Here is a 22,961-nt window from a genome sequence, read left to right as displayed (position 1 = left end):
CCGTTTAACGTTGCGAGCGCAATCAATTAACCGCTATTCCTTCTGGCGCTTATATATAACAAATCCGGCATAAGCTTAATCGAAAATCGCATTTTCATAATTAATGCGAAAACCGATAAAGCTGAATATGATGCTTCAACATAAATAAAAAATGCAGTAATAAACACTTTATAAGGCAAGGAGTTAGTGAGATGCGCAAGCTTCTGTTATCGGCAGTGGTCGTTTCGCTCGCGTTAGGCCTGGCGGGCTGTGATGATGCGAAAAATAAAGAGACAAATACGCCCTCAGCGGCAAAAAGCGGCGCGCCGAAAGAGGGCGGTTCGCTAATTATTGGAATTACCTCCGGCGACCCGTTAGCCGTTAATCCGCTCTATGCCAGCGACCGTACGACGTTAACGATCATGCAGGCGCTCTATGCCCCGCTGTACAGCTTTAATAACGGCAACATTGAGTGGGGCCTGGCGGAAAGCCTGACGCCCTCCGCCGACAACCTGAGCTATACCCTGACGTTAAAACCCAACCTCAAATGGCAGGACGGCCAGCCGCTGACGGCGGACGACGTGGTCTTTACGTTCAATAAGCTGCTGGATGCCAAACAGCACAGCTTCTTTCGCAGCATGTTTACCTGGGGCGACAAGCCGGTACAGGTGAGCAAGGTGGATGAGCGCACCGTTAAGCTCACCTTACCGCAGGTCAGCGCGGCCTTTACCGGCACCCTGGTACAGATCTACCCGATCCCGCAGCACGTGTTCGCCGGTGAAGGCGACCTGGAAAAGAGCAGCAAAAACGATGCGCCGGTCGGCTCCGGGCCGTTCAAATTTAAGGAGTATCGCGCCGGGCAGTATTACGCCCTGACCCGTTTTGACGATTACTGGAACGGCAAAGCGAAGCTTGATTCGGTCACCTACCGTTTCGCCAAAGACAGCAACGCCGCCAACCTTGCTCTGCAAAACGGGGAAATCAACCTCAAGATGGTTGACCCGCAGGATGTGAACCGTCTGAAAAATACCGGTAAGTTTGACTTCGTGGTCTATCCGGAAGGTCGTCTGGCCTACATGACGTTCAACCAGAACGTGCCGGTGATGAAGAGCAAAGCGCTGCGCCAGGCCATCGCGTATGCCATCAACAAAGACGAGCTCACCCAGACCGCCTTTACCTCGCTGGACTACGCTAAACCGGCGACCTCGTTCCTGACGCCAGATACGCTTTACAAGACGGATGACGTTGAACAGTACAAATTCGATCTGCAAAAAGCCAAAGAGCTGCTGAAGACGTCCGGCGCGCCGGACAATCTCAAGCTGCGCCTGGCGTATGTGAACACCAACAAAACCCAGGAGAGCATGGCGCTTTATATTCAGCAGGCGCTGAAGGGCATTGGGGTGAACGTGGAGCTGATGCCGCTGGACTCCAACGCCATGTCTCAGCGCAGCCTTGATATGAACAACACCGCGTGGGAGCTGAACCTGGGCGGCTACATCATGGGCTCCGAGCCGGACGGTTACAAATCGCTGTTCATGAGCAACGAAGCCTATAACTACGCGCACTACAAAAATCCGCAGTTTGATGCCCTGTGGGATAAAGGCGCCGTGGAAACCGACGCCGCAAAACGGGCCGATATCTATAAGCAAATTCAGCAGACCGTGGCGAACGACATGACCTACTACCCGATTGCCTACACCAATGCGACCGTCGCGGTGGACAAGCGTTTCGGCGGCACCCAGGAAGCAGAGCCGAAACCGGTCTATCTGTTCCAGGATCTGTCAAAAATCTATCAGAAATAAGTGATTGCCCCGACCGTCGGGTCGGGGCCTTGGTAAGGGCATGTCGTGAACACACTTCTCACGCGTCGGCTGCTGCAGCTGCTGCCGATGCTGTTTTTTATTTCACTGGTGGCGTTTCTGCTGGTCAAGCTCGCGCCCGGCGATCCGGTGGCGGCGTACATTACGCCGCGTATGGCCCCGGAGGATATCGAGCGTATTCGCCAGAGCCTGGGGCTGGATAAGCCGCTGGTCACGCAGTACGTCCTGTGGCTGAAAAACGTCCTGCAGGGCGATCTCGGCTATTCGCTGATCTACCACCGCCCGGTGCTGGAGATGATTGGCGAACGCATTCCGGCCACGCTGGGGCTGATGGGCGCGTCGCTGCTGATGGCGATCGTGCTGGCGATCCCGCTGGGCCTGCTGGCCGGGGCATTTAAGCACCGCTGGCTGGATCATCTGCTCAATATATTCGCCTATATCGGCATTTCTGTTCCGATATTCTGGTTCGGCATTTTGCTCATCACCGTTTTTGCCGTGCAGCTTAACTGGTTCCCCAGCATGGGGATGCGCACCATCGGCATGGAGGATAATGCGCTGGACGTGCTGCGTCATGTCGTGCTGCCGTGTATTGCCCTCACGTTCTACAACCTCTCCAGCTACGTGCGCTACATCCGCTCCAACACCATCTCGCAGCTCTCGGCCGACTACGTGCAAACCCAGCTTGCCTACGGCGCGACGCGTTCCAGTATTCTGTTTCGGCACGTTCTGAAAAACGTGCTGCTGCCGGTGATCACCCTGTTCGGCCTGTCGTTCGGAGAGCTGATTGTGGGGGCCTATGTGACGGAAAGCGTCTTCTCCTGGCCGGGGATGGGGCTGCTCGGGATCCAGTCGATCGCCTCGCTGGATTACCCCCTGATTATGGCGATCATCATGCTCTCGTCGATGATGCTGATCGTCGGTAACCTGATCGCCGACGTGCTTTATCGCTTCGCCGATCCCCGCATTCGTACGCTGAGGTAACCCGGATGAGCAGACGCTGGCAGCAGGTTCGTCACCAGCTGCGCCGCAACCGTCCGGCGCAGTTCTCCCTGTTTGTGCTTTTTATTTTCGTCGTCGCCGCGCTCTGTGCGGGGTTAAGCCCGTACGATCCGGATCGGATGTCGCTCGGCGCGCGCACGTTGCCGCCGGATGCCGCGCACTGGTTCGGCACCGACGAATACGGCCGCGACTACTTCACCCGCGCGCTGTATGGCGGCCAGATCTCCCTGATGGTCGGTTTTCTGGCGATGCTCTTTTCTACGCTTATCGGCACGGTGGTGGGAACGGTGAGCGGCTATTTTGGCGGCTGGCTGGATAACCTGATGATGCGCGCCGTGGATATCCTGATGGCCATTCCGGCCTTCTTCCTGCTGCTGGTAGTGAATGCTTACCTCAAGCCGGGCGTGGATAACATCATTCTGATTATCAGCCTGCTGACGTGGATGAACATGTCGCGTCTGGTGCGTGCTGAAACCCTGTCGGTGAAAGAGCGCGAGTACGTGCTTTATGCCCGCGCGTCGGGGGAGCATCCGCTGCGCATCATCGCGCGCCACATCATTCCCGGCGTGCTGCCGACCATTATCGTGGCGGCCACGCTCAATATCGCCTCGGCCATTCTGATGGAGTCGACGCTCAGCTTCTTAGGGCTGGGCGTGCAGGCGCCCGCGGCGTCGTGGGGAAGCATGCTTAACAACGCGCAGTCTTATATAGGCGAAGCGTCGTGGCTGGCGATGTTCCCCGGCATTCTGATCCTGCTGACGGTGTTCAGCTTTAACGTGCTCGGCGATGTCTTCCGTACCGCCTTTGAGCCGGGAGCGAATCGCGATGAGTAACTTATTAGCGCTTGAGGACCTGCAAACCACGTTCCGCACCCGCGAGGGCGAGGTTCACGCGGTGCGCGGCGTGAGCTTTCAGGTTCAGCCGGGGGAACTTGTCGGTATCGTCGGCGAGTCGGGCTGCGGGAAAAGCGTCACCTGCAAGTCGATTATCCAGCTTCTGGGGAGCAACGGACGGATCGCCGGCGGCAGCATCCGCTTCCAGAATGAGGATCTGGCGCAGAAAACGCCCGCGCAGATGCGCGCCATTCGCGGCAACGAGATCGCGATGATTTTTCAGGATCCGATGACCGCCCTGAACCCGGTGCTGACCATCGGCAAGCAGATGGCAGAGATTCTGATGCGCAACAAAGGGCTGACAAAAAAAGCGGCCAAAGCGGCGGCAATCGCCATGCTGGAACAGGTGGGGATTGCCGAGGCGGAACGCCGATACGACCAGTATCCCCACGAGTTTAGCGGCGGGATGCGACAGCGGGTGATGATCGCCATTGCGCTCTCCTGCAACCCTAAGCTGCTTATTGCCGATGAGCCGACCACCGCGCTGGACGTGACCATTCAGGCGCAGATCCTGCGCCTGCTGAAAAGTCTGCAACAGCAGACCCGGACCGCGATTTTGCTGATCACTCACGATCTCGGCGTGGTGGCGCAGGTCTGCAGCCGCGTGGTGGTGATGTACGGCGGGCTGGTGATGGAGGAGGGGAGCGTGGAGGACATTTTCTATCGCCCTGCGCATCCTTACACCCGGGGTCTGCTGGCCTCGCTGCCGCGCCCGGATGAGGTGAATCAGCGTTTATCTCCCATTGAAGGCTCGCCGCCTGGCCTGCTGAATCCGCCGCCGGGCTGCCCGTTCGCGGAACGCTGCCCGAAGCGCATGCTCCAGTGCGAACAACAGCCCGCCTTTTACGCCGTCGGAGAGGGCCATCGCGCCGCCTGCTGGCTATGGGCCGACAAGGAGATTCAGGCATGAATGAACAACAGGCGCCCTTAGTGAGCGTGCGCGATCTGCGCAAGCACTATCAGCTTAACGGCGGTTTGCTGCGTAAAGGCGTGGCCGTGAAGGCGGTTGACGGCGTGAGCTTTGATATCCAGCCCGGCGAGACGTTTGGCCTGGTGGGGGAGTCCGGCTGCGGAAAATCCACCCTCGGGCGCGCCATCCTGCGCCTCTTCGATATCACCTCGGGTGAGATCCACTTCGCCGGACAGGCGATCGCCCACGCCCGCGAAAAAGAACTCAAGCCGCTGCGCAAGCGGATGCAGGCGATTTTTCAGGATCCCTACTCCTCGCTCAACCCCGGTATGACGGTGCGACAGCTGGTGGCCGAGCCGATGCAGATCCACGGTTACAGCCGGGAAGAACAGCGGGAACGTACGGAAACGCTGCTCTACAAGGTGGGGCTGAAGCACGAACACCTCGAACGGTTCCCGCATGAGTTCAGCGGCGGGCAGCGCCAGCGCATCAGTATCGCCCGCGCGTTGTCGGTGCATCCTGAATTCGTGCTGTGCGACGAGCCGCTCTCGGCGCTGGACGTCTCGGTGCAGGCGCAGGTGGTGAATATTTTGCAGGATCTGCAGCAGGAGCTGGGGCTAACCTATCTGTTCATCGCCCACGATCTCTCCATGGTTCGGCATATCTCCAGCCGCATTGGGGTGATGTATCTCGGCAAACTGGTGGAGGTGGCCCCGGCGAATGAACTGTATCAGCATCCGGCGCACCCTTATACCCGTGCGCTGCTGGCGGCGGTTCCCCAGCCCGACCCGCGCATCCGCAATCTCGAAGACGCCACCCTGCGCGGCGACATTCCCGGCCCCACGTCCGTGCTGCCGGGCTGTAAGTTCTGCAGCCGCTGCCCGCACGCCATGCCGGTTTGCCAGACGCAGGAGCCTGCCATGCAGGAGATTGCGCCAGGGCATTTCGCGGCGTGCTGGCTGTTTAACATGTCATTAATGCACCGCGCAGGTGTATGATAAACGCTCCTCTGTCAGGTTAATTACAACGTGCAGACGACGACAACCCTTAAAAAATTGCCGCCTGCCTGTTTTAGGTTGGATACATGCGTAAAGGAAAGTTAAGCAGTGATGCGCCATTCGGGACATTGTTAGGCTATGCGCCCGGTGGCGTGGCGATTTACTCTTCAAATTACGGCAGTCTGGACCCGCGCAGCTACCCGCAGGACGCGGATTTTCGCAGCTATATCGGCAACGAATACATGGGCCACAAGTGGCAGTGCGTTGAGTTTGCCCGCCGTTTCCTTTTTCTCAACTATGGCTTCGTGTTTACCGACGTCGGCATGGCGTGGGAAATCTTCTCCCTGCGCTTTTTGCGTCAGGTGGTGAACGATAACATTCTGCCCCTTCAGGCTTTTGCCAACGGTTCAAAACGCGCGCCGCGCGCCGGGGCGCTGCTGATCTGGCAAAAGGGCGGCGAGTTTCACGAGACCGGCCACGTGGCGGTGATCACCCAGCTTCTCGACGATAGGGTACGTATTGCGGAGCAGAACGTGATTCACTCCCCGCTGCCGCTCGGGCAGCAGTGGACGCGCGAGCTGCGTCTGAGCGTGGAGAACGGGTGTTATACAATTCATGACACCTTCAACGACACGGAGATTCTCGGCTGGATGATCCAGACCGAAGACACGGAACACAGCATTCCCCAGCCGGAAATCGACGGCGAACTGCTGAAAATCAGCGGCGCGCGGCTGAAAAACAAACGTCAGTTCGACGGAAAATGGCTTAACGAAAATGACGCGCTACAGCAGGCGTATATCCGCGCCAACGGCCATGTGATCAACAAAGATCCCTGCCAGTACTTCACCATTACCGAAAGCGCCGAGCAGGAGCTGATCAAGGCCACCAACGAACTGCATCTGATGTACCTGCACGCGACGGACAAGGTGCTGAAAGACGACAGCCTGCTGGCGCTTTTCGACATCCCGAAAATCCTCTGGCCGCGCCTGCGCCTCTCCTGGCAGTGGCGTCGCCACCATATGATCACCGGTCGTATGGATTTCTGCATGGATGAGCGCGGCATTAAGGTCTACGAGTACAACGCGGATTCCGCCTCCTGCCATACCGAGGGCGGGCTGATTCTCGAAGAGTGGGTGAAAAACGGCTATCGCGGCAACGGGCATAACCCGGCGGAAGGGCTGCTTGAAGAGCTGACCGGGGCGTGGAAACACAGCCACGCGCGGCCGTTCGTCCACATCATGCAGGACAACGATGTCGAAGAGGACTATCACGCGCTCTTTATACAGCGTTCGCTGATGCAGGCCGGGTTCGAGACCAAAATCCTGCACGGGCTGGGGGCGCTCAGCTGGGATGCCGCCGGACAGCTGATTGACGACGAAGGTCGCCACGTCAACTGCGTGTGGAAAACCTGGGCGTGGGAAACGGCGATAGAGCAGATCCGCGAGGTGAGCGAAACCGAATACGCCGCCGTGCCGATTCGCACCGGACATCCTAAGGGCGAGGTGCGCCTGATTGACGTCCTGCTGCGCCCGGAGGTGCTGGTCTTCGAACCGCTGTGGACCGTGATTCCCGGCAACAAGGCGATTCTCCCGGTTCTGTGGCAGCTGTTCCCGAATCACCGTTACCTGCTCGACACCGATTTTGAGGTTAACGATCTGCTGAAGCAGACTGGCTACGCAGCCAAGCCGATTGCCGGCCGCTGCGGCAGCAATATCGATCTCATCAGCGCCCAGGACGAACTGCTGGATAAATCCAGCGGCAAGTTTGTCGACCGCAAGAATATCTACCAGCAGCTGTGGTGCCTGCCGAAGGTCGACGGCAAGTACATACAGGTTTGCACCTTCACCGTGGGCGGGAACTACGGCGGCACCTGTCTGCGCGGCGATGACTCGCTGGTGGTGAAGAAAGAGAGCGATATCGAGCCGCTGATTGTTGTTAAAGATAAGTAGTTCACACCCGCAATATAAAAGCCCCCGCAGGGTCTCCTGCGGGGGCTTTTCGCTACTGTTCTTCCTCTTCCTGCTGCTCGCTTACCTTCAGATCGATGATGCGGCCAATCTGGTCATGGTACACCGTCAGCAGGTTGTACTGGCTCATCTCGGAGATGATCTGCGGTGAAACGTTAAAGCTGCGGGCCAGCTCCTCCTGGTGAAAATAGCCCGGCTGGCGCCGTCTCACGTTGGCGCGGCGGCGGTTGTACTGATACCACAAAATCAGCAGCCAGCCGTTAAGCGCGGCGAACAGCAGGTAGATCAACACCGTATTAAAGGACGCGATAATCACGCCCCAGCGGTGGTCGCTCTCATCGGTTAGCTGCATCCACAGACGGGCATACAGGAAAAACAGAAATCCTCCCCACGCCACCAGCGTCAACGCTGCATCGAAAAGACGCGGCAAGAGCCGATGCTCGGTCAAAATTAAGGTATTTTCGTTCATTAAATGCTCCCTTTTCCTCGATCCGGACTGATCCAGCGAGCGCGGGCGCGCTGGCGTTTAAGCATGACTTTTGGAAATGCGACGAGGGTGGTGAACAGGCCGATCATCCAGTACACCATCGGGAACCAGATCACCCAGAAAAGCGATCTGGCCACTTTTCGTTCATAGCGCCGCTCGATGTACAAGCTGACCAGGAACTGCAGCAGGCACATCACGCCCAGCAGCAGGCCGGTAAACTCCGGTGGAAAAAGGCTCTCCACGGTTAGCCTGGCGGGAACAGGCGCGACATGGCTGAGGAGGAATAGCAGCACCGTCACCGCGTACGCGAAGGCCCACAGCGTTGACAGCGCGTACTCCAGAAACAGCGGCCACATGCGGTGATGCTCCCAGCGCACAATCCTGCGAAGGTTGACCAGAAACACCTCCGCGCCCCCCTGGGCCCAGCGCAGACGCTGTTTCCACAGGCCCTTCAGCGTCTCAGGCATCAGGATCCAGCACAGCGCCCGCGGCTCAAAAAAGATATCCCAGTGGCGCAGCTGAAGCTTCCAGCTGATGTCGATATCTTCGGTGATCATGTCCGGACTCCAGTACCCGACGTCCGCCAGCGCCTGTCGGCGAAACGCGGCGATGACGCCGGAGACGGTAAAGACCCGGCCATAGATCCGCTGCGTCCGCTTGATGAGCCCAATAATGGATGAGAACTCGCCCACCTGAATGCGGCCAATCAGCGTGGAGCGCGTGCGAATACGCGGATTCCCGGTAACCGCGCCGACGTGGGGGTACTGAATCAGCGGTGCCACCAGATAAGCGGCGGTATCGCGGTCGAGCAGGGCGTCGCCGTCAATGCAGACCAGCAGATCGCCCCGCGCCGCCGCGGCTCCGGCCTTGAGCGCCAGCGCTTTCCCCTGGTTCTCCGCGAGGTTAATCACCCGCAGGCGCGGCTGTTCCAGCGCCAGCTCCTGCAGAACCTGCGCGGTGTTGTCAGAAGACCCGTCGTTGATGGCGATAACTTCTATATTTTCATACCGCTGATCCAGCGCGGCGCTGATGGTCTCCCGGGCATTTCGTCCCTCGTTGAAACAGGGGATAAGAATGGAGATGAGCGGCTCACCCGCGAGCGTCGGGGCGAGCGTGTCTTTATCCCACGACCAGTGGCGTTCAAGCTGAAACCAGAAATAGAGGCCGCCTGTTATCCAGAGTACCGACATGAACAGCGGCCAGAAGAACACAAAATCCAGAATCAGTTCGCCGGTAAAGAGGGCGGCCACGCCTAACGGCAACCCGAATACCAGACATAAAATAGAGAAGGCGATAATGCGATCAGTCATTGTCAGGGTACCAGTACGAAGAAAATTCAGGCCTGATGCGTGAGATATCAGGTTGATTGTTGATGAAGTCGTCGGGGTAGTAACCGTAGTTTTTGACGCCGTTCAGCTGGAGCACGCGCATCCACTGCGCAAGCTGGCTGTCGGCAACGGCGCGCTGCGGTTTCTGGTCCCAGTCCCTGGCCTGCAGCTCGAAAATCGTTTTATCGAGCGCGCCGGGGCGTGCGGCGACCGCGTTAACCAGACGCGTCAGCCAGGCATCACTTTCATCTGCCGGGACGGACTCCATCAGCGGCATGGCCATCGGTACCGTCCAGTCATACTCCGCCAGAAAATCATCAAGATTCTGCGCGAACCACGCTTCGCTTTCGGGCTGCAGAATGGGTAAGGCGAACATATTGCGCGCGGTTTTTATCTGCGGGCCACGGATATGCTTCACCGCCAGGCTCAGGGCGTGGGTAAGTCCGATAAGCGTCTGGCTTTTCTGACGCGTGGTGTTCTGACCGGCATCGTCCATGTCCGTCAGCGCCGCATCGTCATGGAACAAAATCCCGTTGAAGCTGGCATAGCGGGCCAGATCTTCATAGATGTCCGTCACCTGCTGGCGCACCTGCGGGTCCCACGGGGAAAGCCGGATATAGGGTTCGGTGGCTTCGCGCAGCTCGCCGGTTTGACGATCCCTGCGCTGCACGCGCGGCAGGGAAGGATTGAGATCGAACGAGAGCACCGGCATCCACGCGAAGACTTTCACGCCCGCGCGGGTTTGCAACTGCCAGGAGACAAAATTAAAAAGATCTGCACGGACCGGCAGCCGGCGGTTGGGGAAATAGAGCGCCTTGATCCTGCCGTCGCCCTGCGGGTCGGCAAACGCCTGCAGGAAAACATGGCTGATCTTCATGTCGTAGACCCGCTGGATCAGCTTGTTGATGTTTTGAGTCTGCTGGGCCGGATCGGGATCGTAAACGTAGTCGAGATCGACGTGCATGACGCGCACGGGATCGCGCTCCTGAACCTGGCTGACCGTGCTGGCAAACGCCTTGAGCGAGGGATTTCCGGCGATCAGCAGACGGGGGATGTTGCCCAGATCCTGCACGTTCCCCAGCCCGTCCTCAAGGGTAAAGGCCAACTGATAACCCTGCTGTCTGGCGATAGCGAGCGACGTACCGTTAGCGGCGCCGTAGGGCCAGACCCAGGCGCGCGGCGCTTTGCCCGTCACCTGCGTGATTTTTTCAGTCACTTTGCGAACGTCATCGCCGATCCGCTGGCTGAACTGCCGATCGGTTTCATAGCGACCCGTCGCGCTGTCATAAAAGCGATTGGCGATCGCCGGCTCGCGGCTGCCCTGCGGGTTGCCCGGAATGCCGGAATGCGAAGCCCAGGTATGCGATCCGATCTCAATCAGCGGGGACCGGCTGAGCTCGCGCACCATGTCCCACGTCGCGAAGCGATCCCGGGGCGTCATCAGGCCGCCGAAGTTAACTTTTTGTTTCGCTGGCGTATCGACCCAGCTGCCCACCGGTGCCCACAGCGCAGGAACGTTCCAGGCCTGAAGTAGCGGCCAGACGCGGGTGTAAAAGCTGCTGTAGCCGTCGTCAAAGCTGAGAAGAACGGCTTTTGGCGGCAGCGTTTTTTTCCCGTCATGGGCATCCAGAATGTCCTGCACGCTGATGGCATGGTAGCCGTTGTGCAAAAGCCAGCTTATCTGCTCGTTTAACGCGCTGGTGCGGACGGAGAGATAGCGCTGATCGGCGGCATCGTCTTCTACATCGTGGTAGGCCAGAACCAGAAACTGGTTCTTCGGCCAGGGTTTGCTTGCCTCCAGCTGCGGCCGATCTTTGGGCGCAATGAACGAGATCGCCTGCGCGCAGACATTTGCGCTGAGGCAGAGCCAGCCGAGGAGTATCAGGCTCACGGAAAAACGTGTGTTCAGCATATTCATCCTTAAAAGCGTAAAGTCGCGTCAAACGTGACGGAGAGGTTGCTCTCGCGTTTGCCGTCATAAGGGCGCTTGTCCCAGTTCAGCATCACGCCGGTATCAATAACGTTGTTCCACTGGACGCGCTGTCCGTAACCCAGCAGGGCGATGGCGCCAGCGGACTGATTTTTCTGCCAGTAGCTGCCGCCTCCCGCCACAAACTGCTGGCTCCAGAGGGTGTCGTAATGGCGGACCATCTCATGGTCAACGGCCAGGGCGGCCGTCACGGACAGATCCCGCGCCGGGTTGTAATAGAGCGTGTCGCGCAGGCTGTTTTTACTGGCGGCGATCCCCGGCTCGAGATCCAGCGTCAGGGACGGGGTCTGCCAGAGACGCTCCTTGCCCGTGAGGGTGTATTCCTGGCGACGGTTATGGTCGGAGAATCGGCTGAGGGCGGCGCTGAACTGGTACTCACGCCGCTCGTTTTGATACCAGCGCACCCCGCCTTCCCCCCTGTTGGCGCTAATTCCGTTACGTAACGCTCGCAGGGGCGTGGTGCGCGACAGGCGTTCCAGGCTGCCGCTGACCTGCCAGCTATCGCTCACAAAATAGGTTGTTGAGAGTCGAGCACCCGGCTTGTTTTCACCGTGATAGCGGTTGCTGGAGAGCTCGGCTTCAAGCTGAAGATCGCGTGGCCGCCATTCGACGCCGCCCAACAGGTGCCGGCTGGTGCCTTTGCCCTCATCGAAATTACCCTCTGCATAGCGGGTACCGGCAAACAGCCGCCATTTGTCTGCCAGAGGCGGGCCATAGAGCGTGGCGTCCCAGTTGAGGTCGTGCGTCCCGCTGACGGGGTTATCGGAGTGCAACCCCTTGCTCGCGTTGAGGCGCAGCTCGGACATATGGTGGACGGTGCGGAGCCTGTCGAGACGCCATGCGCTGCGGTCGGCTGGCGCGCGGGCAAGCACGTCGTCGGCCAGTAAATCCATTTGCCGCCACTCCTGCAGATCCATGGCGACGTAAGCCTGCTGCTGCTCAAGCTCCAGATTCGAGGGCTCCAGCGCCTCCGCCTTTTTCAGCTTTTGCTCGGCCGCGCGCGGCAGGCCCCGCGCCTGAAGCAGGGTGGCGTAGTCAATCTGTAACCCCTGATTGCCCGGCGCCGTTGTCGCCAGATGGTGCGCCAGCTTTTCGGCTTCCGGCAGGGCATTCGTCGCCAGCAAATAGTTAAAGCGGAGCGACTGTCCGGTAAGCCACCGATCGTTCGGCTGAGGGGTAGGGGAGCCGAAATCGTAGCGGGTCCAGGGGGCATTATGGGTCTGGCGCTCAGCATATCGGCGGGCGGATTGATAATCTCCCGTATCCAGCCAGGCGTAGAAAAGCGCGTGCTCCTCGTCCTGCGGGTCGGAAGCGTATTGTGGGTAGCGTTGCAGAAGCGCGAAGGCGGCGGCCGCATTTTTCTCCTGCAGATACGCGGAGATGACCCAGCCGATTGCCCAGCCCGGCACCGGATGCTGGGCTGCCGTAAGATCCTGATATTCGCTAATCACCTGTGGGTAATCAGCATGGGCGTACAGCGCGCCAAGCCTGTCGATACGCGCAAGGACGACGTCTTCCGCCGCCTGCGGCTCGTTTTGCCAGCGGGAAAGCAGGGCGTCGTAACGATTCAGCGCAGATTGCGCAAGCTGCAGGCGTTCCTTTTCTGTTCTGCCGGGCACATCGGCAAGGCGAACCCGTTCGGCGGCGGCATTACGTTCAAGACGGCGACGCTCCGCGGGGGGCAGCGTAACGCTTTGTGAAAGCTGGAGCGCGGGGGTGTTCACCCGGCTATCCGTTAGCGCGTCGATCAGCTCGCTGAGGAGCGCTTTATTCTCAGGTGCGATATTCAGCGCGCGCGTGTCTGCCAGAAGCCGATCCCAGCTTTTTCCCTGGCGTAACCAGACATACGAGAGCGTCTGGAGATGCGCCTGAGAGGGATTTTCCGCTACCAGCCGTTGGGCTTCCTGCAGGGCAAGCGTGTCCATGCGGGCATCGGCGAGAGTTTTGATGTAGCCGATACGATAATCGTCGTTATCCGGCGCAAGGCTACGTGCCTCTTTCCAGCGCGCCAGGGCCGGCTGCCACGCTTTTTTATTCCGCCAGGATTGCGCGACGGCAGCAACGCCGCGGGCGGGCAGCGGCATATAAATACCGTAACGCTGCCAGACCTGAATAACCTCGTCATCATGACCTGCCCAGGACGCAACCTGTAACCAGTCCGCAACGTGTTCTGGCGTCAGGGCATGCTGCTGCTGATAACGATGAAGATAATCGAGAAACGGTGAGTAATTACCGTTTCTCGCCTGTTGAATCTGTTGCTCATAAACGGATTCAGTAGCCTGAGCCAGAACAGGAAAGAGGAATAACAGAAACAATAATGTTGGGGTGCGATAAAAGAATAACGTATTGAAGCGAAGCGATCTTTCCATATCTATTTGCCATTTGTTTATCATGAATCCATTGCATAACACGGCCGCCTTTAAACTCAGCGTTAAAGGCCATAAATGAGAACATTAAATCTGAATGCAGTAACGTTATGGGGTACTTACCTAAAGGTAATTATGGTTCCTTATCTCAGTGGACTGGGTGAAAGCTAATGTACACCTGATATGTTGCCGGATAAATATGTTGAAATGGGGGTGTGTTGTTTTGAGATAATTCTGTATCGAGTGGTTTTTGGCGGTTTTATTGAAATGATTGGTTATTTGTAAGTGATTGATACATAGGTTTTTTATTTATATTGTGACAGCTTTGTATATATTTCTAATGTGGTTTACCCGCCTCAATTAAAGTACTTTCTGGTACATGTTTGGGAAGTTTCATGACAAAAATTCTTAATGTTTAGGGAAGTGACTTTTCTGCGATTGTTTTTTATTTATAATTAATGGCAGCCATTGAATGATAGTCTATAGGAAGTCTTACTCATCAATGTCTGTATTGAGGGATGTCCAAAGCCAGAATACATTTATCGTTAATATAACAGCGCTATAAAACGAAGGCGGCCTTCTTTGCGAGGGATCGTTCTTGCTTTAATCTAAAAGGGATGGTTAGTGGCAACTTCAATAGTGTTAGTGACTCAGGATCGCTACCTTGTCAGGGGGATGCGGATATTTTTTCCGGATATTATCCTGCTCGACTCGATTGACAGAAACATATTTGATAACGGTGCAGATGAATATTCTGTATTGATTGATAGTCGTTGTCCGCTCCGTTTATATGATTACCTGATACGCCATCCGGCCAGAACGAAAAAAACAATCTGCTGCGTTATGCTTGATATGCGACACCGCGAGGAGAATCTGCTCAGTATGAAGCTGTTTATGAACACGTCGCTGACCGCGCCGGATATGGCGTCGTTATTTAACCTGGTGCTCAATATGAAGGGCCGGCGCCTGACCACGAAGTGGCTGCTTAACTTACGGCTTAGCACGCACGAAGCGATCATGCTGCGGTTGCTGAGGGCAGGGATGTCGATGGAAGCCATTGCCGATGAGCTAAATACGTCGGTCAAAAGCCTCTATCGCAAACGAACGGCGCTCTCGGAACGCCTGGGGGCTGAAAACTTCAACGAGGCGTGTTTGTTTATCTTTAAAAACAAACTGCTGGACGCAGGTGGGAACGATCCCTGGGCTGGGGAGAAATCAAAAGCATAGAACTGACTTGCGGGCGGTATTCTGAGTTTTAAGAAAACTGGACGGTGACGACATCCTTGTTTTAGCTATGGATTTACTCTAGCTCAAAACGAGAGAAAGGACGTTGTAATGGACACGGTTGAAGAGTCTGGTTGGAAATTTTTCTGATGCTACATGATGAGCAAGAATTACTAGATTACATCACTGAGAATTACAGTGACCGTAAATCTCCGGCAAAGAAAGAATGGACCTTCCAGGTGATTTTCTCATACCTGAGTTCGACGGTCTCCATAGGGTTTTCGTTAGGGTTATCGCCTGTAGTCATCGCAGGGGAAATCGACACTATCCTGACGTCTTCAGGCAACATGTTGAAATACTCTTCTTCAAGGCCAGAGTAATTTATCCGATACCACTTTATCATCAGCTGATGACAGGTTTTGACCTGTCGCAACGGCTTTGTACAGGTATGGGCTTGAACAATCGATTTCCTGACCGCTAATCCTCTCTGCGGATAAGGGGGGGTAGATAGCCCTGCCGCCAGTTCCGGGCAGTGGGTGACCAGACGGCCTTCTTTGCGCCAGTTTTGCAGCAGATCTGAGGAACAGGATTTATCGGTACCGTTGTAGCGGACAAGGTGCGCTGACAGGCAGGCGCTAAGCAGGATTATTTCTTCGACGGGCATGGGAGATACCTTTGATAAGGTGCGTGGTAACGCGCTTATCTCGATACCGGCGGATATAAGGTGGCAGAAAATGAGCGGGTGGCGGTTGGATTTTGGGGGAGAGGAAACGCGTATTATAATGAAAAACGAATGGTATCTTCTGCTCTTTAACCCCGTTTATGAACTGCCAGAGGCTAAGCCATGTGTTTTATCCTAAGCGGGTGATACCAGAAGGAGACTCCTGGAAGTGATTGAAAAATTTAAAAGGACGTTAGAAATGAATAAATATCTGTCTGGTCTGTGTGTTGTTTCTTTTTTTTATTTTTCTTCAATAGGTTACGCGCACTCTGCGGGGCTAAATAAAGTTCAGGTTAGTATCAAACCCAGCAGCGCTAATGGAGGATATATCCCGGTAATTTCTGATGCAGATGAAATCGAGCCTTCTGATTTCAGGGAGTCGGATCTACAGGAGATGCAGGATAGCCTGAGGAAGATGAAGTCCGACAACCGCAAAGTCGATGAGCTAACTCAGAAGGTTTTACAGCTTGAGAGAAAGAATTCTGAGCAGGAGAGTAAGATCGAGCGATTGCAAAGAAGCCTTGATGACATGAAGCGGAGCAACGACAACCTTTCAAATCAGGTCAGCAATTTATCCGGCAAAATTAAGTGATAAAAAGAGCCACCGCCTGTATTAACTTACCGGGCTATTAGAGTAAGCGTGCCTGCATTAAAGCCACGCTTATCAGCGCCCAGAAATCGGCCGAAGCCATATAGCAAAAACCCGCCACGAGGGCGGGTTCTTTAAATAGTGGTGCCCGGACTCGGAATCGAACCAAGGACACGGGGATTTTCAATCCCCTGCTCTACCGACTGAGCTATCCGGGCAACGGGGCGCATTAAACCCGATCTGCCCCGTGGCGTCAACGAAAAATGTTGTTTTCGTTACAGACTGCGCAATCTCTCACCATTTCGCCGCATCCTTAAGCGAAAAAGTGCGTCCAGAGCGCGGAGAGCGGCATGGCGAGCAGCAAGGCGGGCAGCATGTTCACCACGGCAAACATCTTGATTCCACAGATGCGCAGCCCGGTAGCCAGCAGCAGCAGGCCGCCGACGGCGGTAAAGTCTGCCATCATCGCCGGCGTGGTGAGCGGGAGAATCAACGTGGCGCAGGTGGCGAGCGCGAGCTGAATAAGCAGCATCGGGACGCAAATCGCCGCCACGGCAACGCCAAGGGTAGTGGCGAAAATGGTGGCAGTGAAGAAATCAAGAAACGCTTTTGCAATCAAAATGCTCGGGTCGCCCGTCATCCCTTCCTGCATCGAACCGAAAATCCCGGTGCCGCTGGCGCAAAACAGAATAATGATGGCGACATAGTTTTGAATAAACGACTCGTGCGTGCCGTGTTTCGCCTTGCCCGGTCGGGCAATCAGGTTTTTGGCTCTGCTCACCGCGCTGTTAATGCCTTTTTCCAGATAGCAGAACTCGCCAATCAGCGCGCCGAGCAGGGTGGCCAGCACCATCACCGGCAGGTTGGCGCATTTGATGACTAAAAGAATACCGATCCCTAACGATGCCAGGCCGAATATTGAGGGCATGGAGGTGCGAATACGCTCCGGCAACCGCTGGCTCAGCACGGCGCCGAGTACGCCGCCCAGCAATACGGCGCCTGCGTTAATAAATGGCCCGATAACCAAAGTTAACTCCTGTTATTTAATCATTGATAGTGCATTATTATGGCACGGCAGGGCTGCGCGAGCCTTAGCTTTGGTTGGTTTAGTGCATACTGATTCCTTCTTGCACCTCAAAATAAAAGGTGACATTATTGCGCGAATTTTCTCCTTCCTGTCTCACCGCCCGGTGAGGGTAACTGCGCCTATGAAAACCATGAAAATTGCCGTCAGCCGCGAGCTGCTCTCCACTGTGTCTACGCACCGCGAAAAGGTGACGCTGGACAGCACTGATTTTACCGATGTGGCGGCCGTCGTCATCACAACAGCTGAAAGTCGCAGCGGCATTCTTGCACTGCTGAAACGCACGGGCTTTCATTTACCAGTGTTTATTTTCTCGCAGGAGCCAACGGACGTACCCGACGGCGCCACCGCGGTCATCTCAGGTAAAGCTCAGGAGTTTCTGGAACTGGAGAGCGCTGCCAGCCGTTACGAAGAGAATCTGCTGCCGCCTTTTTTCGACACCCTGAGCCAGTATGTGGAGATGGGCAACAGCACTTTCGCCTGTCCCGGACACCAGCACGGCGCCTTTTTCAAAAAACACCCGGCAGGGCGACAGTTCTATGATTTCTTCGGTGAGAACGTGTTTCGCGCCGATATGTGCAACGCCGACGTGAAGCTGGGCGATCTGCTGATCCACGAAGGGTCCGCCAAGCACGCGCAAAAGTTCGCGGCAAAAGTATTCAATGCGGACAAAACCTACTTCGTGCTGAACGGCACTTCAGCGGCCAACAAGGTGGTGACCAACGCGCTGCTGACCCGCGGCGACCTGGTGCTGTTCGACCGTAATAACCATAAGTCTAACCACCACGGGGCGCTGATCCAGGCGGGCGCCACGCCGGTTTATCTTGAGGCCGCGCGTAACCCGTTTGGCTTTATTGGCGGAATTGACGACCACTGCTTTGACGATGCCTATCTGCGGGATCTTATCCGCGAGGCGGCGCCGGAAAAGGCCGACGAGGTGCGTCCGTTCCGCCTGGCGATCATTCAGCTTGGCACCTACGACGGGACGATCTACAACGCCCGCCAGGTGATCGACAAGATCGGTCATCTCTGCGACTACATTCTCTTTGACTCCGCATGGGTGGGCTACGAGCAGTTTATTCCGATGATGGCGGAAACGTCCCCGCTGTTGCTGGAGCTGAACGAGAACGATCCGGGGATTTTCGTGACCCAGTCGGTGCACAAACAGCAGGCCGGGTTCTCGCAAACGTCGCAGATCCATAAAAAGGATAACCACATTCGCGGTCAGGCGCGCTTCTGTCCGCACAAGCGGCTGAACAACGCGTTTATGCTGCATGCCTCCACCAGCCCGTTTTATCCGCTGTTCGCAGCGCTGGATGTGAATGCCAAGATCCACGAAGGTGAAAGCGGACGCAGGCTGTGGGCGGAGTGCGTCGAGCTGGGGATTGAAGCGCGCAAGGCGATCGTTGCGAATTGCCATATGATCAAACCGTTTATCCCGCCGGTGGTGGCGGGGCGGCCGTGGCAGGATCATCCGACGCACGCCATCGCCCGCGAGCTGCGCTTCTTCAGCTTTGAACCGGGGGCCAAATGGCACGGCTTTGAGGGCTATGCCCGCGAGCAGTACTTTGTCGACCCGTGCAAGCTCCTACTGACCACGCCGGGCATTGATGCCGAAACCGGGGAGTACACCGATTTCGGGATCCCGGCGACGATTCTGGCGCACTACCTGCGCGAAAACGGCATCGTACCGGAGAAATGCGACCTCAATTCGATCCTGTTCCTGCTGACGCCTGCCGAAAGCAGCGAGAAGCTGGCGCAGCTGGTGGCGATGCTGGGCCAGTTCGAACAGCATATTGAAGACGACACGCCGCTGGCGGACGTGCTGCCGACGATCTTCCAGAAATACCCGGTGCGCTACCGGGATTACACCCTTCGCCAGCTGTGCCAGGAGATGCACGATCTCTACGTCAGCTTTGACGTGAAGGATCTGCAGAAGGCGATGTTCCGCAAGGAGAGCCTGCCGGAGGTGGTGATGAACCCGCAGGATGCAAACCGGGCCTATATTCGCGGTGACGTGGAGTTGGTTCGCATTCGGGATGCCGGAGGGCGCATTGCTGCCGAAGGGGCGCTGCCCTATCCGCCGGGCGTGCTGTGCGTGGTGCCGGGTGAGGTCTGGGGCGGGGCGGTACAGCGTTATTTCCTGGCGCTGGAGGAGGGCGTCAACCTGCTGCCGGGCTTCTCGCCGGAGCTGCAGGGAGTTTACAGCGAGAAGGATGCCGACGGGATTAAGCGGCTGTATGGGTATGTTTTAAGATAGTGCGGGCTGTTGCCCTCACCCTAACCCTCTCCCACAGGGAGAGGGAACGTTTCATCAAACCGCGCTACGCTTGTACATCCTCCTCGGATGCCCAATCTTGCCGTACAGCATCTCCACCGTCAGAAAACCCGCCTCCACGCAGTGTTCCAGATAGCGCCGGGTGGTGGTTTTGCTTAATCCCGTCTCGCTCACCACCTCATCCACGGTAAAGCAGTGCGTTGCCTTGTCGTTGAACAGCGTCTGCACTCGCGCCAGCGTATTTTCCTCAATGCCTTTGCTGCCGTTGTCCAGGCGGTAGTTTTTCGCCTGGAGCTGATACAGAGAATCCACGTTTTGCTGGTCGACAATCTTCCAGACGCGCTGTTGTTCGGCAAACTGCACAAACCGCTCCAGCGACTGGCTGAGCCGCTTCCAGGAGACGGGTTTGAGGATGTAGTCGAACGCGCCGTTGCGAATCGCCTGGCTGCAGGTGTCCATATCGCTGGCGGCAGTAATAAAAATCACCGAGCAGTTGGCGCGGGCCAGCATCGGGTTATTGATAAGCGAGATCCCTTTGCCGTCCGGCAGGTAGTTGTCCAGCAGCATCAGCTGCGGCTGTTTGTTTGCAAGCTCTGCCTGGGCCGCAGCCAGGGACGAGGCAATGCCCACCAGCCTCAGACGTGGATGTTTGCCTATCAGCTCCGCGTGCAGTTGCGCCAGCTCGTTCTCGTCTTCAACAATCAGTACGTCGATAAGTTCATGTTGCATAGTCGGTGTCTTCCAGTTGCCGGGCGGTTCCCGTGGCCGGGATAAACAAGGAGAAAATGGCGCCGCGCGGGGTATTATCGGCAACTTCTATCGCGCCGCCAGCCTGTGTGACGTAGCTTTCGATCAGATACAGACCAATCCCATGATCGCCGCGTGTTTTGGTGGTGATGCCGCGTTCAAAGATCCGCTCACGGATCTCGGGCTTGATGCCAACGCCCTGGTCGGCGACTTCAATAATCAGCTCCTGATCGCTAAGTTTAATCAGCACTTCTACCGGCGCATGGGGAAGCGGCGACCGCTGTGTCGCTTCGATGGCGTTATCCAGCAGGTTGCCAATAATTGAAATCAGCTCCTGCTCCCCAAGGGGCTGGAACGGTCTGTCCAGCCGACAGGCCGGGTCGAAATACAGTTCGACGCCTTTCTCCCGCGCGCGGGCAGCTTTCCCCAGCAGCAGGCCGCACAGGGTCGGGGAGCTGAAGCGCGAAGAGATAAAGTCCAGCAGCTCTTGGGCGTGTTCAGACTGCGCCTGAATGTAGCCAATGGCTTCCTCATAGCGGCCCATGTGCAGCAGGCCGGAGAGGGTGGTCATCCTGTTTAACTGCTCGTGGCGCATGATGCGCAGGTTATCGACATAGCGTTTTACCTGGCTGAGCTGGGCGCTCAGCGAGTCGATCTCGTTGCGATCGCGGAAGGTGATCACCCAGCCCTGCAGCGAACCCTCAAGCATGATGTGCACCCGGCTGGCAATCACCGTGAGATCGTTAAAACGGCAAATCTCGTCATGGGTATCTTTCGCCAGCATCGTCTGCGTGTCGAAGAACGGGACCGGATCGATCACCTGGCTTATCAGTTGTCCGCGCAGTTCACGGGCGGGCTGGCTCAGGCCCAGCAGCTTGCGCGCCGCCTGGTTGATCACTTCAATCCGCCGCCGATCGTCAATGGCAATCACCCCTTCATAAATAGACTCCATCATCGCCTTCTGCTGGCGCACCAGCAGGCCGATCTCGCGCGGCTCAAGGGAGAAGATCTGCTTCTTGATGCTGCGGGTAAAGAACCAGGAGAAGATAAAGAGAGCGATAAGCAGCAGCACGGCGGCAATCAGGATATTGACCACTTTACTGACGGTAATGGTGTCCAGGTAGCTGGTGAGATAGCCAACCGAAACAATGCCGACCACCTTTCCGGCAGCATTGAAGATGGGGGCTTTACTACGCAGCGAAATGCCCAGCCCGCCTTTGCGGATGGTGGTAATGCTTTTACCCTGCAATACGGCTTCATTGTCTCCGCCAACCAGGGTTGTGCCCACTCTGTCGGCAAAGACGGAGTGAAAAAGATGCTGGCCCTTATTATCGCCAATCACAATAAAGCTGGCGTCACTGTGCGCAGAAATTTTCTGCATAAAATCATGGATGGCGTTGATATTCTTTTGTTCAACTTCATGACGCAATGTCGGAATAAGCGCAATCTCTTCAGCCTGTATTTTGGCTCGCGTACTCATTTCCTGATAAAGCTGTTTCCCAACATCGGCATAATAATATCCGCCCAGCAGCGCGAAAAGCACTGAGAAAAAGGCAACCAGCGAAATAAACAGCTTAATCTGGAAGGAGAGTTTCATAACTATCACGCGAGGTAGCAGCAAAGATCGCCAATATATCATCTTTTTTTGCGCTGACGCCCGCTTTGCCGAAAACTTGTGATCCCTTGCACAGCGGGCGCTGTAAAAGAGTTATCCTGAAGGCTAACGTGCTTCGGGCTGCACGAACAAATGTTATTTGTTTGTTCAATTCGGAAAAGAAACCATAAAAACCACGGCAATAAATAAGGTATCAATCACATTAAATAAAAGAAACCATTAAAACCATAGCTGCCATTAAAACTTCGCTTTTAATATGCCATTCCTCACATAAAGTAAGCCTTTGTGACTCTAAGCTGAACGCACAAAATAACCAAGGGGCTTATTATGAGCACAACTGACGATTCTTTCTCTGTTACCCACGACCCGATTGAAATTCAGCGACCTTCGCTCAAAGAGCGCTGGTGGCATATTATGGATACCTGGAAAATTGGGATTATTCCTCTGCCGCTGTTCGTTCTGGCGGGCGCGCTGATTGCGATTGATTGTCTGGGCGGAAAACTGCCGAGCGATATCGTGGTGATGGTGGCAACGCTGGCCTTCTTCGGCTTTGCCTGCGGCGAGTTTGGCAAACGCCTGCCGATTGTCGGCAAGCTCGGCGCGGCGGCGATTTGCGCCACCTTTATCCCTTCCGCGCTGGTCTATTATGGCCTGCTGCCGGACGTGGTGGTCGAGTCCACCACCAAGTTCTACAAATCCACCAACATTCTCTACCTCTACATCTGCTGCATTATCGTCGGCAGCATCATGAGCATGAACCGCACGGTACTGATTCAGGGCTTCCTGCGCATCTTCTTCCCGATGCTGTGCGGCGAAATCGTCGGCATGCTGGTAGGGATGGGCGTCGGCCTGGCGCTGGGTCTTGAGCCGTTCCAGATTTTCTTCTTTATCATTCTGCCAATTATGGCGGGCGGCGTCGGGGAAGGGGCGATCCCGCTTTCCATCGGCTATGCCACCCTGCTGCAC

At 56.3% G+C, this 22,961-nt stretch carries 17 protein-coding genes, 1 tRNA gene and 1 pseudogene; 10 read left to right on the top strand and 9 right to left on the bottom strand.

Annotated elements, in window-relative coordinates:
• Positions 1-191: 191 nt before the first annotated feature.
• From NUX24_RS16505 to gss, 6 genes are all read left to right on the top strand, one after another.
• Positions 192-1,781: an ABC transporter substrate-binding protein gene (locus tag NUX24_RS16505; RefSeq protein WP_257832892.1), complete on the top strand. Its 1,590-nt coding sequence runs from the start codon at positions 192-194 to the stop codon at positions 1,779-1,781.
• 45 nt (positions 1,782-1,826) lie between these two features.
• The gene (locus tag NUX24_RS16500) at positions 1,827-2,780 is read left to right on the top strand and encodes an ABC transporter permease (RefSeq protein ID WP_257832890.1); all 954 of its coding nucleotides are present in this window, start codon (positions 1,827-1,829) and stop codon (positions 2,778-2,780) included.
• 5 nt (positions 2,781-2,785) lie between these two features.
• Positions 2,786-3,631, top strand: coding sequence for an ABC transporter permease (locus tag NUX24_RS16495; RefSeq protein WP_047646341.1), 846 nt, complete (start codon positions 2,786-2,788; stop codon positions 3,629-3,631).
• Positions 3,624-4,601 carry an ABC transporter ATP-binding protein gene (locus NUX24_RS16490; protein ID WP_257832886.1) on the top strand — a complete coding sequence of 326 codons (978 nt, stop codon included), beginning with the start codon at positions 3,624-3,626 and terminating at the stop codon, positions 4,599-4,601. Before NUX24_RS16495 ends, NUX24_RS16490 begins: the two co-directional genes overlap by 8 nt.
• Positions 4,598-5,599, top strand: coding sequence for an ABC transporter ATP-binding protein (locus NUX24_RS16485; RefSeq protein WP_257832884.1), 1,002 nt, complete (start codon positions 4,598-4,600; stop codon positions 5,597-5,599). Before NUX24_RS16490 ends, NUX24_RS16485 begins: the two co-directional genes overlap by 4 nt.
• A gap of 86 nt (positions 5,600-5,685) precedes the next feature.
• Complete coding sequence (gene gss, locus NUX24_RS16480; protein WP_257832882.1) at positions 5,686-7,548, top strand: bifunctional glutathionylspermidine amidase/synthase; 1,863 nt, start codon at positions 5,686-5,688, stop codon at positions 7,546-7,548.
• Between the two features lie 52 nt (positions 7,549-7,600).
• Here the strand turns inward: gss and pgaD are convergent, their stop codons facing one another.
• The 4 genes from pgaD to pgaA are packed head-to-tail and all read right to left on the bottom strand — an operon-like array spanning position 7,601 to position 13,740.
• On the bottom strand, positions 7,601-8,035 hold the full coding sequence (pgaD, locus tag NUX24_RS16475; protein WP_047650148.1) for a poly-beta-1,6-N-acetyl-D-glucosamine biosynthesis protein PgaD: 435 nt from the start codon (positions 8,033-8,035) through the stop codon (positions 7,601-7,603).
• Positions 8,035-9,363: a poly-beta-1,6-N-acetyl-D-glucosamine synthase gene (pgaC, locus tag NUX24_RS16470; RefSeq protein ID WP_257832879.1), complete on the bottom strand. Its 1,329-nt coding sequence runs from the start codon at positions 9,361-9,363 to the stop codon at positions 8,035-8,037. The genes pgaD and pgaC overlap by 1 nt, the downstream gene beginning before the upstream one ends.
• Entirely contained in the window at positions 9,356-11,293 is a 1,938-nt protein-coding gene (gene pgaB / locus NUX24_RS16465) for a poly-beta-1,6-N-acetyl-D-glucosamine N-deacetylase PgaB (RefSeq protein ID WP_257832877.1), read from the bottom strand. The genes pgaC and pgaB overlap by 8 nt, the downstream gene beginning before the upstream one ends.
• Before the next feature lie 8 nt (positions 11,294-11,301).
• Positions 11,302-13,740, bottom strand: a complete 2,439-nt coding sequence (pgaA, locus tag NUX24_RS16460; protein WP_257832875.1) for a poly-beta-1,6 N-acetyl-D-glucosamine export porin PgaA — start codon at positions 13,738-13,740, stop codon at positions 11,302-11,304.
• 672 nt (positions 13,741-14,412) lie between these two features.
• Between pgaA and NUX24_RS16455 the strand changes: the two genes are divergently transcribed.
• Positions 14,413-14,964 carry a helix-turn-helix domain-containing protein gene (locus NUX24_RS16455; RefSeq protein WP_257833002.1) on the top strand — a complete coding sequence of 184 codons (552 nt, stop codon included), beginning with the start codon at positions 14,413-14,415 and terminating at the stop codon, positions 14,962-14,964.
• Positions 14,965-15,154: 190 nt separating this feature from the next.
• Here NUX24_RS16455 and tssD read toward each other — a convergent pair.
• A pseudogene (gene tssD, locus NUX24_RS21925) lies at positions 15,155-15,625 on the bottom strand (type VI secretion system tube protein TssD).
• 226 nt (positions 15,626-15,851) lie between these two features.
• Here tssD and NUX24_RS16445 point away from each other — a divergent pair.
• Complete coding sequence (locus tag NUX24_RS16445) at positions 15,852-16,274, top strand: hypothetical protein (RefSeq protein ID WP_233444761.1); 423 nt, start codon at positions 15,852-15,854, stop codon at positions 16,272-16,274.
• Positions 16,275-16,413: 139 nt separating this feature from the next.
• On the opposite strand, the gene NUX24_RS16440 is transcribed toward NUX24_RS16445, so the two are convergent.
• Positions 16,414-16,489: transfer RNA gene (locus NUX24_RS16440), tRNA-Phe, on the bottom strand.
• Between the two features lie 95 nt (positions 16,490-16,584).
• Positions 16,585-17,298, bottom strand: a complete 714-nt coding sequence (locus NUX24_RS16435; protein WP_047650155.1) for a DUF554 domain-containing protein — start codon at positions 17,296-17,298, stop codon at positions 16,585-16,587.
• Between the two features lie 181 nt (positions 17,299-17,479).
• Here NUX24_RS16435 and NUX24_RS16430 point away from each other — a divergent pair, with 181 nt between their 5' ends.
• Complete coding sequence (locus NUX24_RS16430; protein ID WP_257832869.1) at positions 17,480-19,615, top strand: ornithine decarboxylase; 2,136 nt, start codon at positions 17,480-17,482, stop codon at positions 19,613-19,615.
• A gap of 54 nt (positions 19,616-19,669) precedes the next feature.
• Here NUX24_RS16430 and NUX24_RS16425 read toward each other — a convergent pair whose 3' ends face one another.
• Together NUX24_RS16425 and NUX24_RS16420 are read right to left on the bottom strand one after the other, a co-directional pair.
• Positions 19,670-20,362 carry a response regulator gene (locus NUX24_RS16425; RefSeq protein ID WP_047650157.1) on the bottom strand — a complete coding sequence of 231 codons (693 nt, stop codon included), beginning with the start codon at positions 20,360-20,362 and terminating at the stop codon, positions 19,670-19,672.
• On the bottom strand, positions 20,352-21,977 hold the full coding sequence (locus NUX24_RS16420) for a sensor histidine kinase (protein WP_257832866.1): 1,626 nt from the start codon (positions 21,975-21,977) through the stop codon (positions 20,352-20,354). The genes NUX24_RS16425 and NUX24_RS16420 overlap by 11 nt, the downstream gene beginning before the upstream one ends.
• Positions 21,978-22,322: 345 nt before the next feature.
• On the opposite strand from NUX24_RS16420, the gene NUX24_RS16415 reads away from it, so the two are divergent.
• A partial coding sequence (locus tag NUX24_RS16415) for a 2-hydroxycarboxylate transporter family protein (protein WP_257832864.1) occupies positions 22,323-22,961 on the top strand: 639 nt, incomplete at its 3' end.

The organism is Enterobacter sp. HG048 (assembly GCF_024702055.1).
Taxonomy (GTDB): domain Bacteria; phylum Pseudomonadota; class Gammaproteobacteria; order Enterobacterales; family Enterobacteriaceae; genus Enterobacter; species Enterobacter dykesii.
This window is presented reverse-complemented; position numbering and strand designations above follow the sequence as displayed.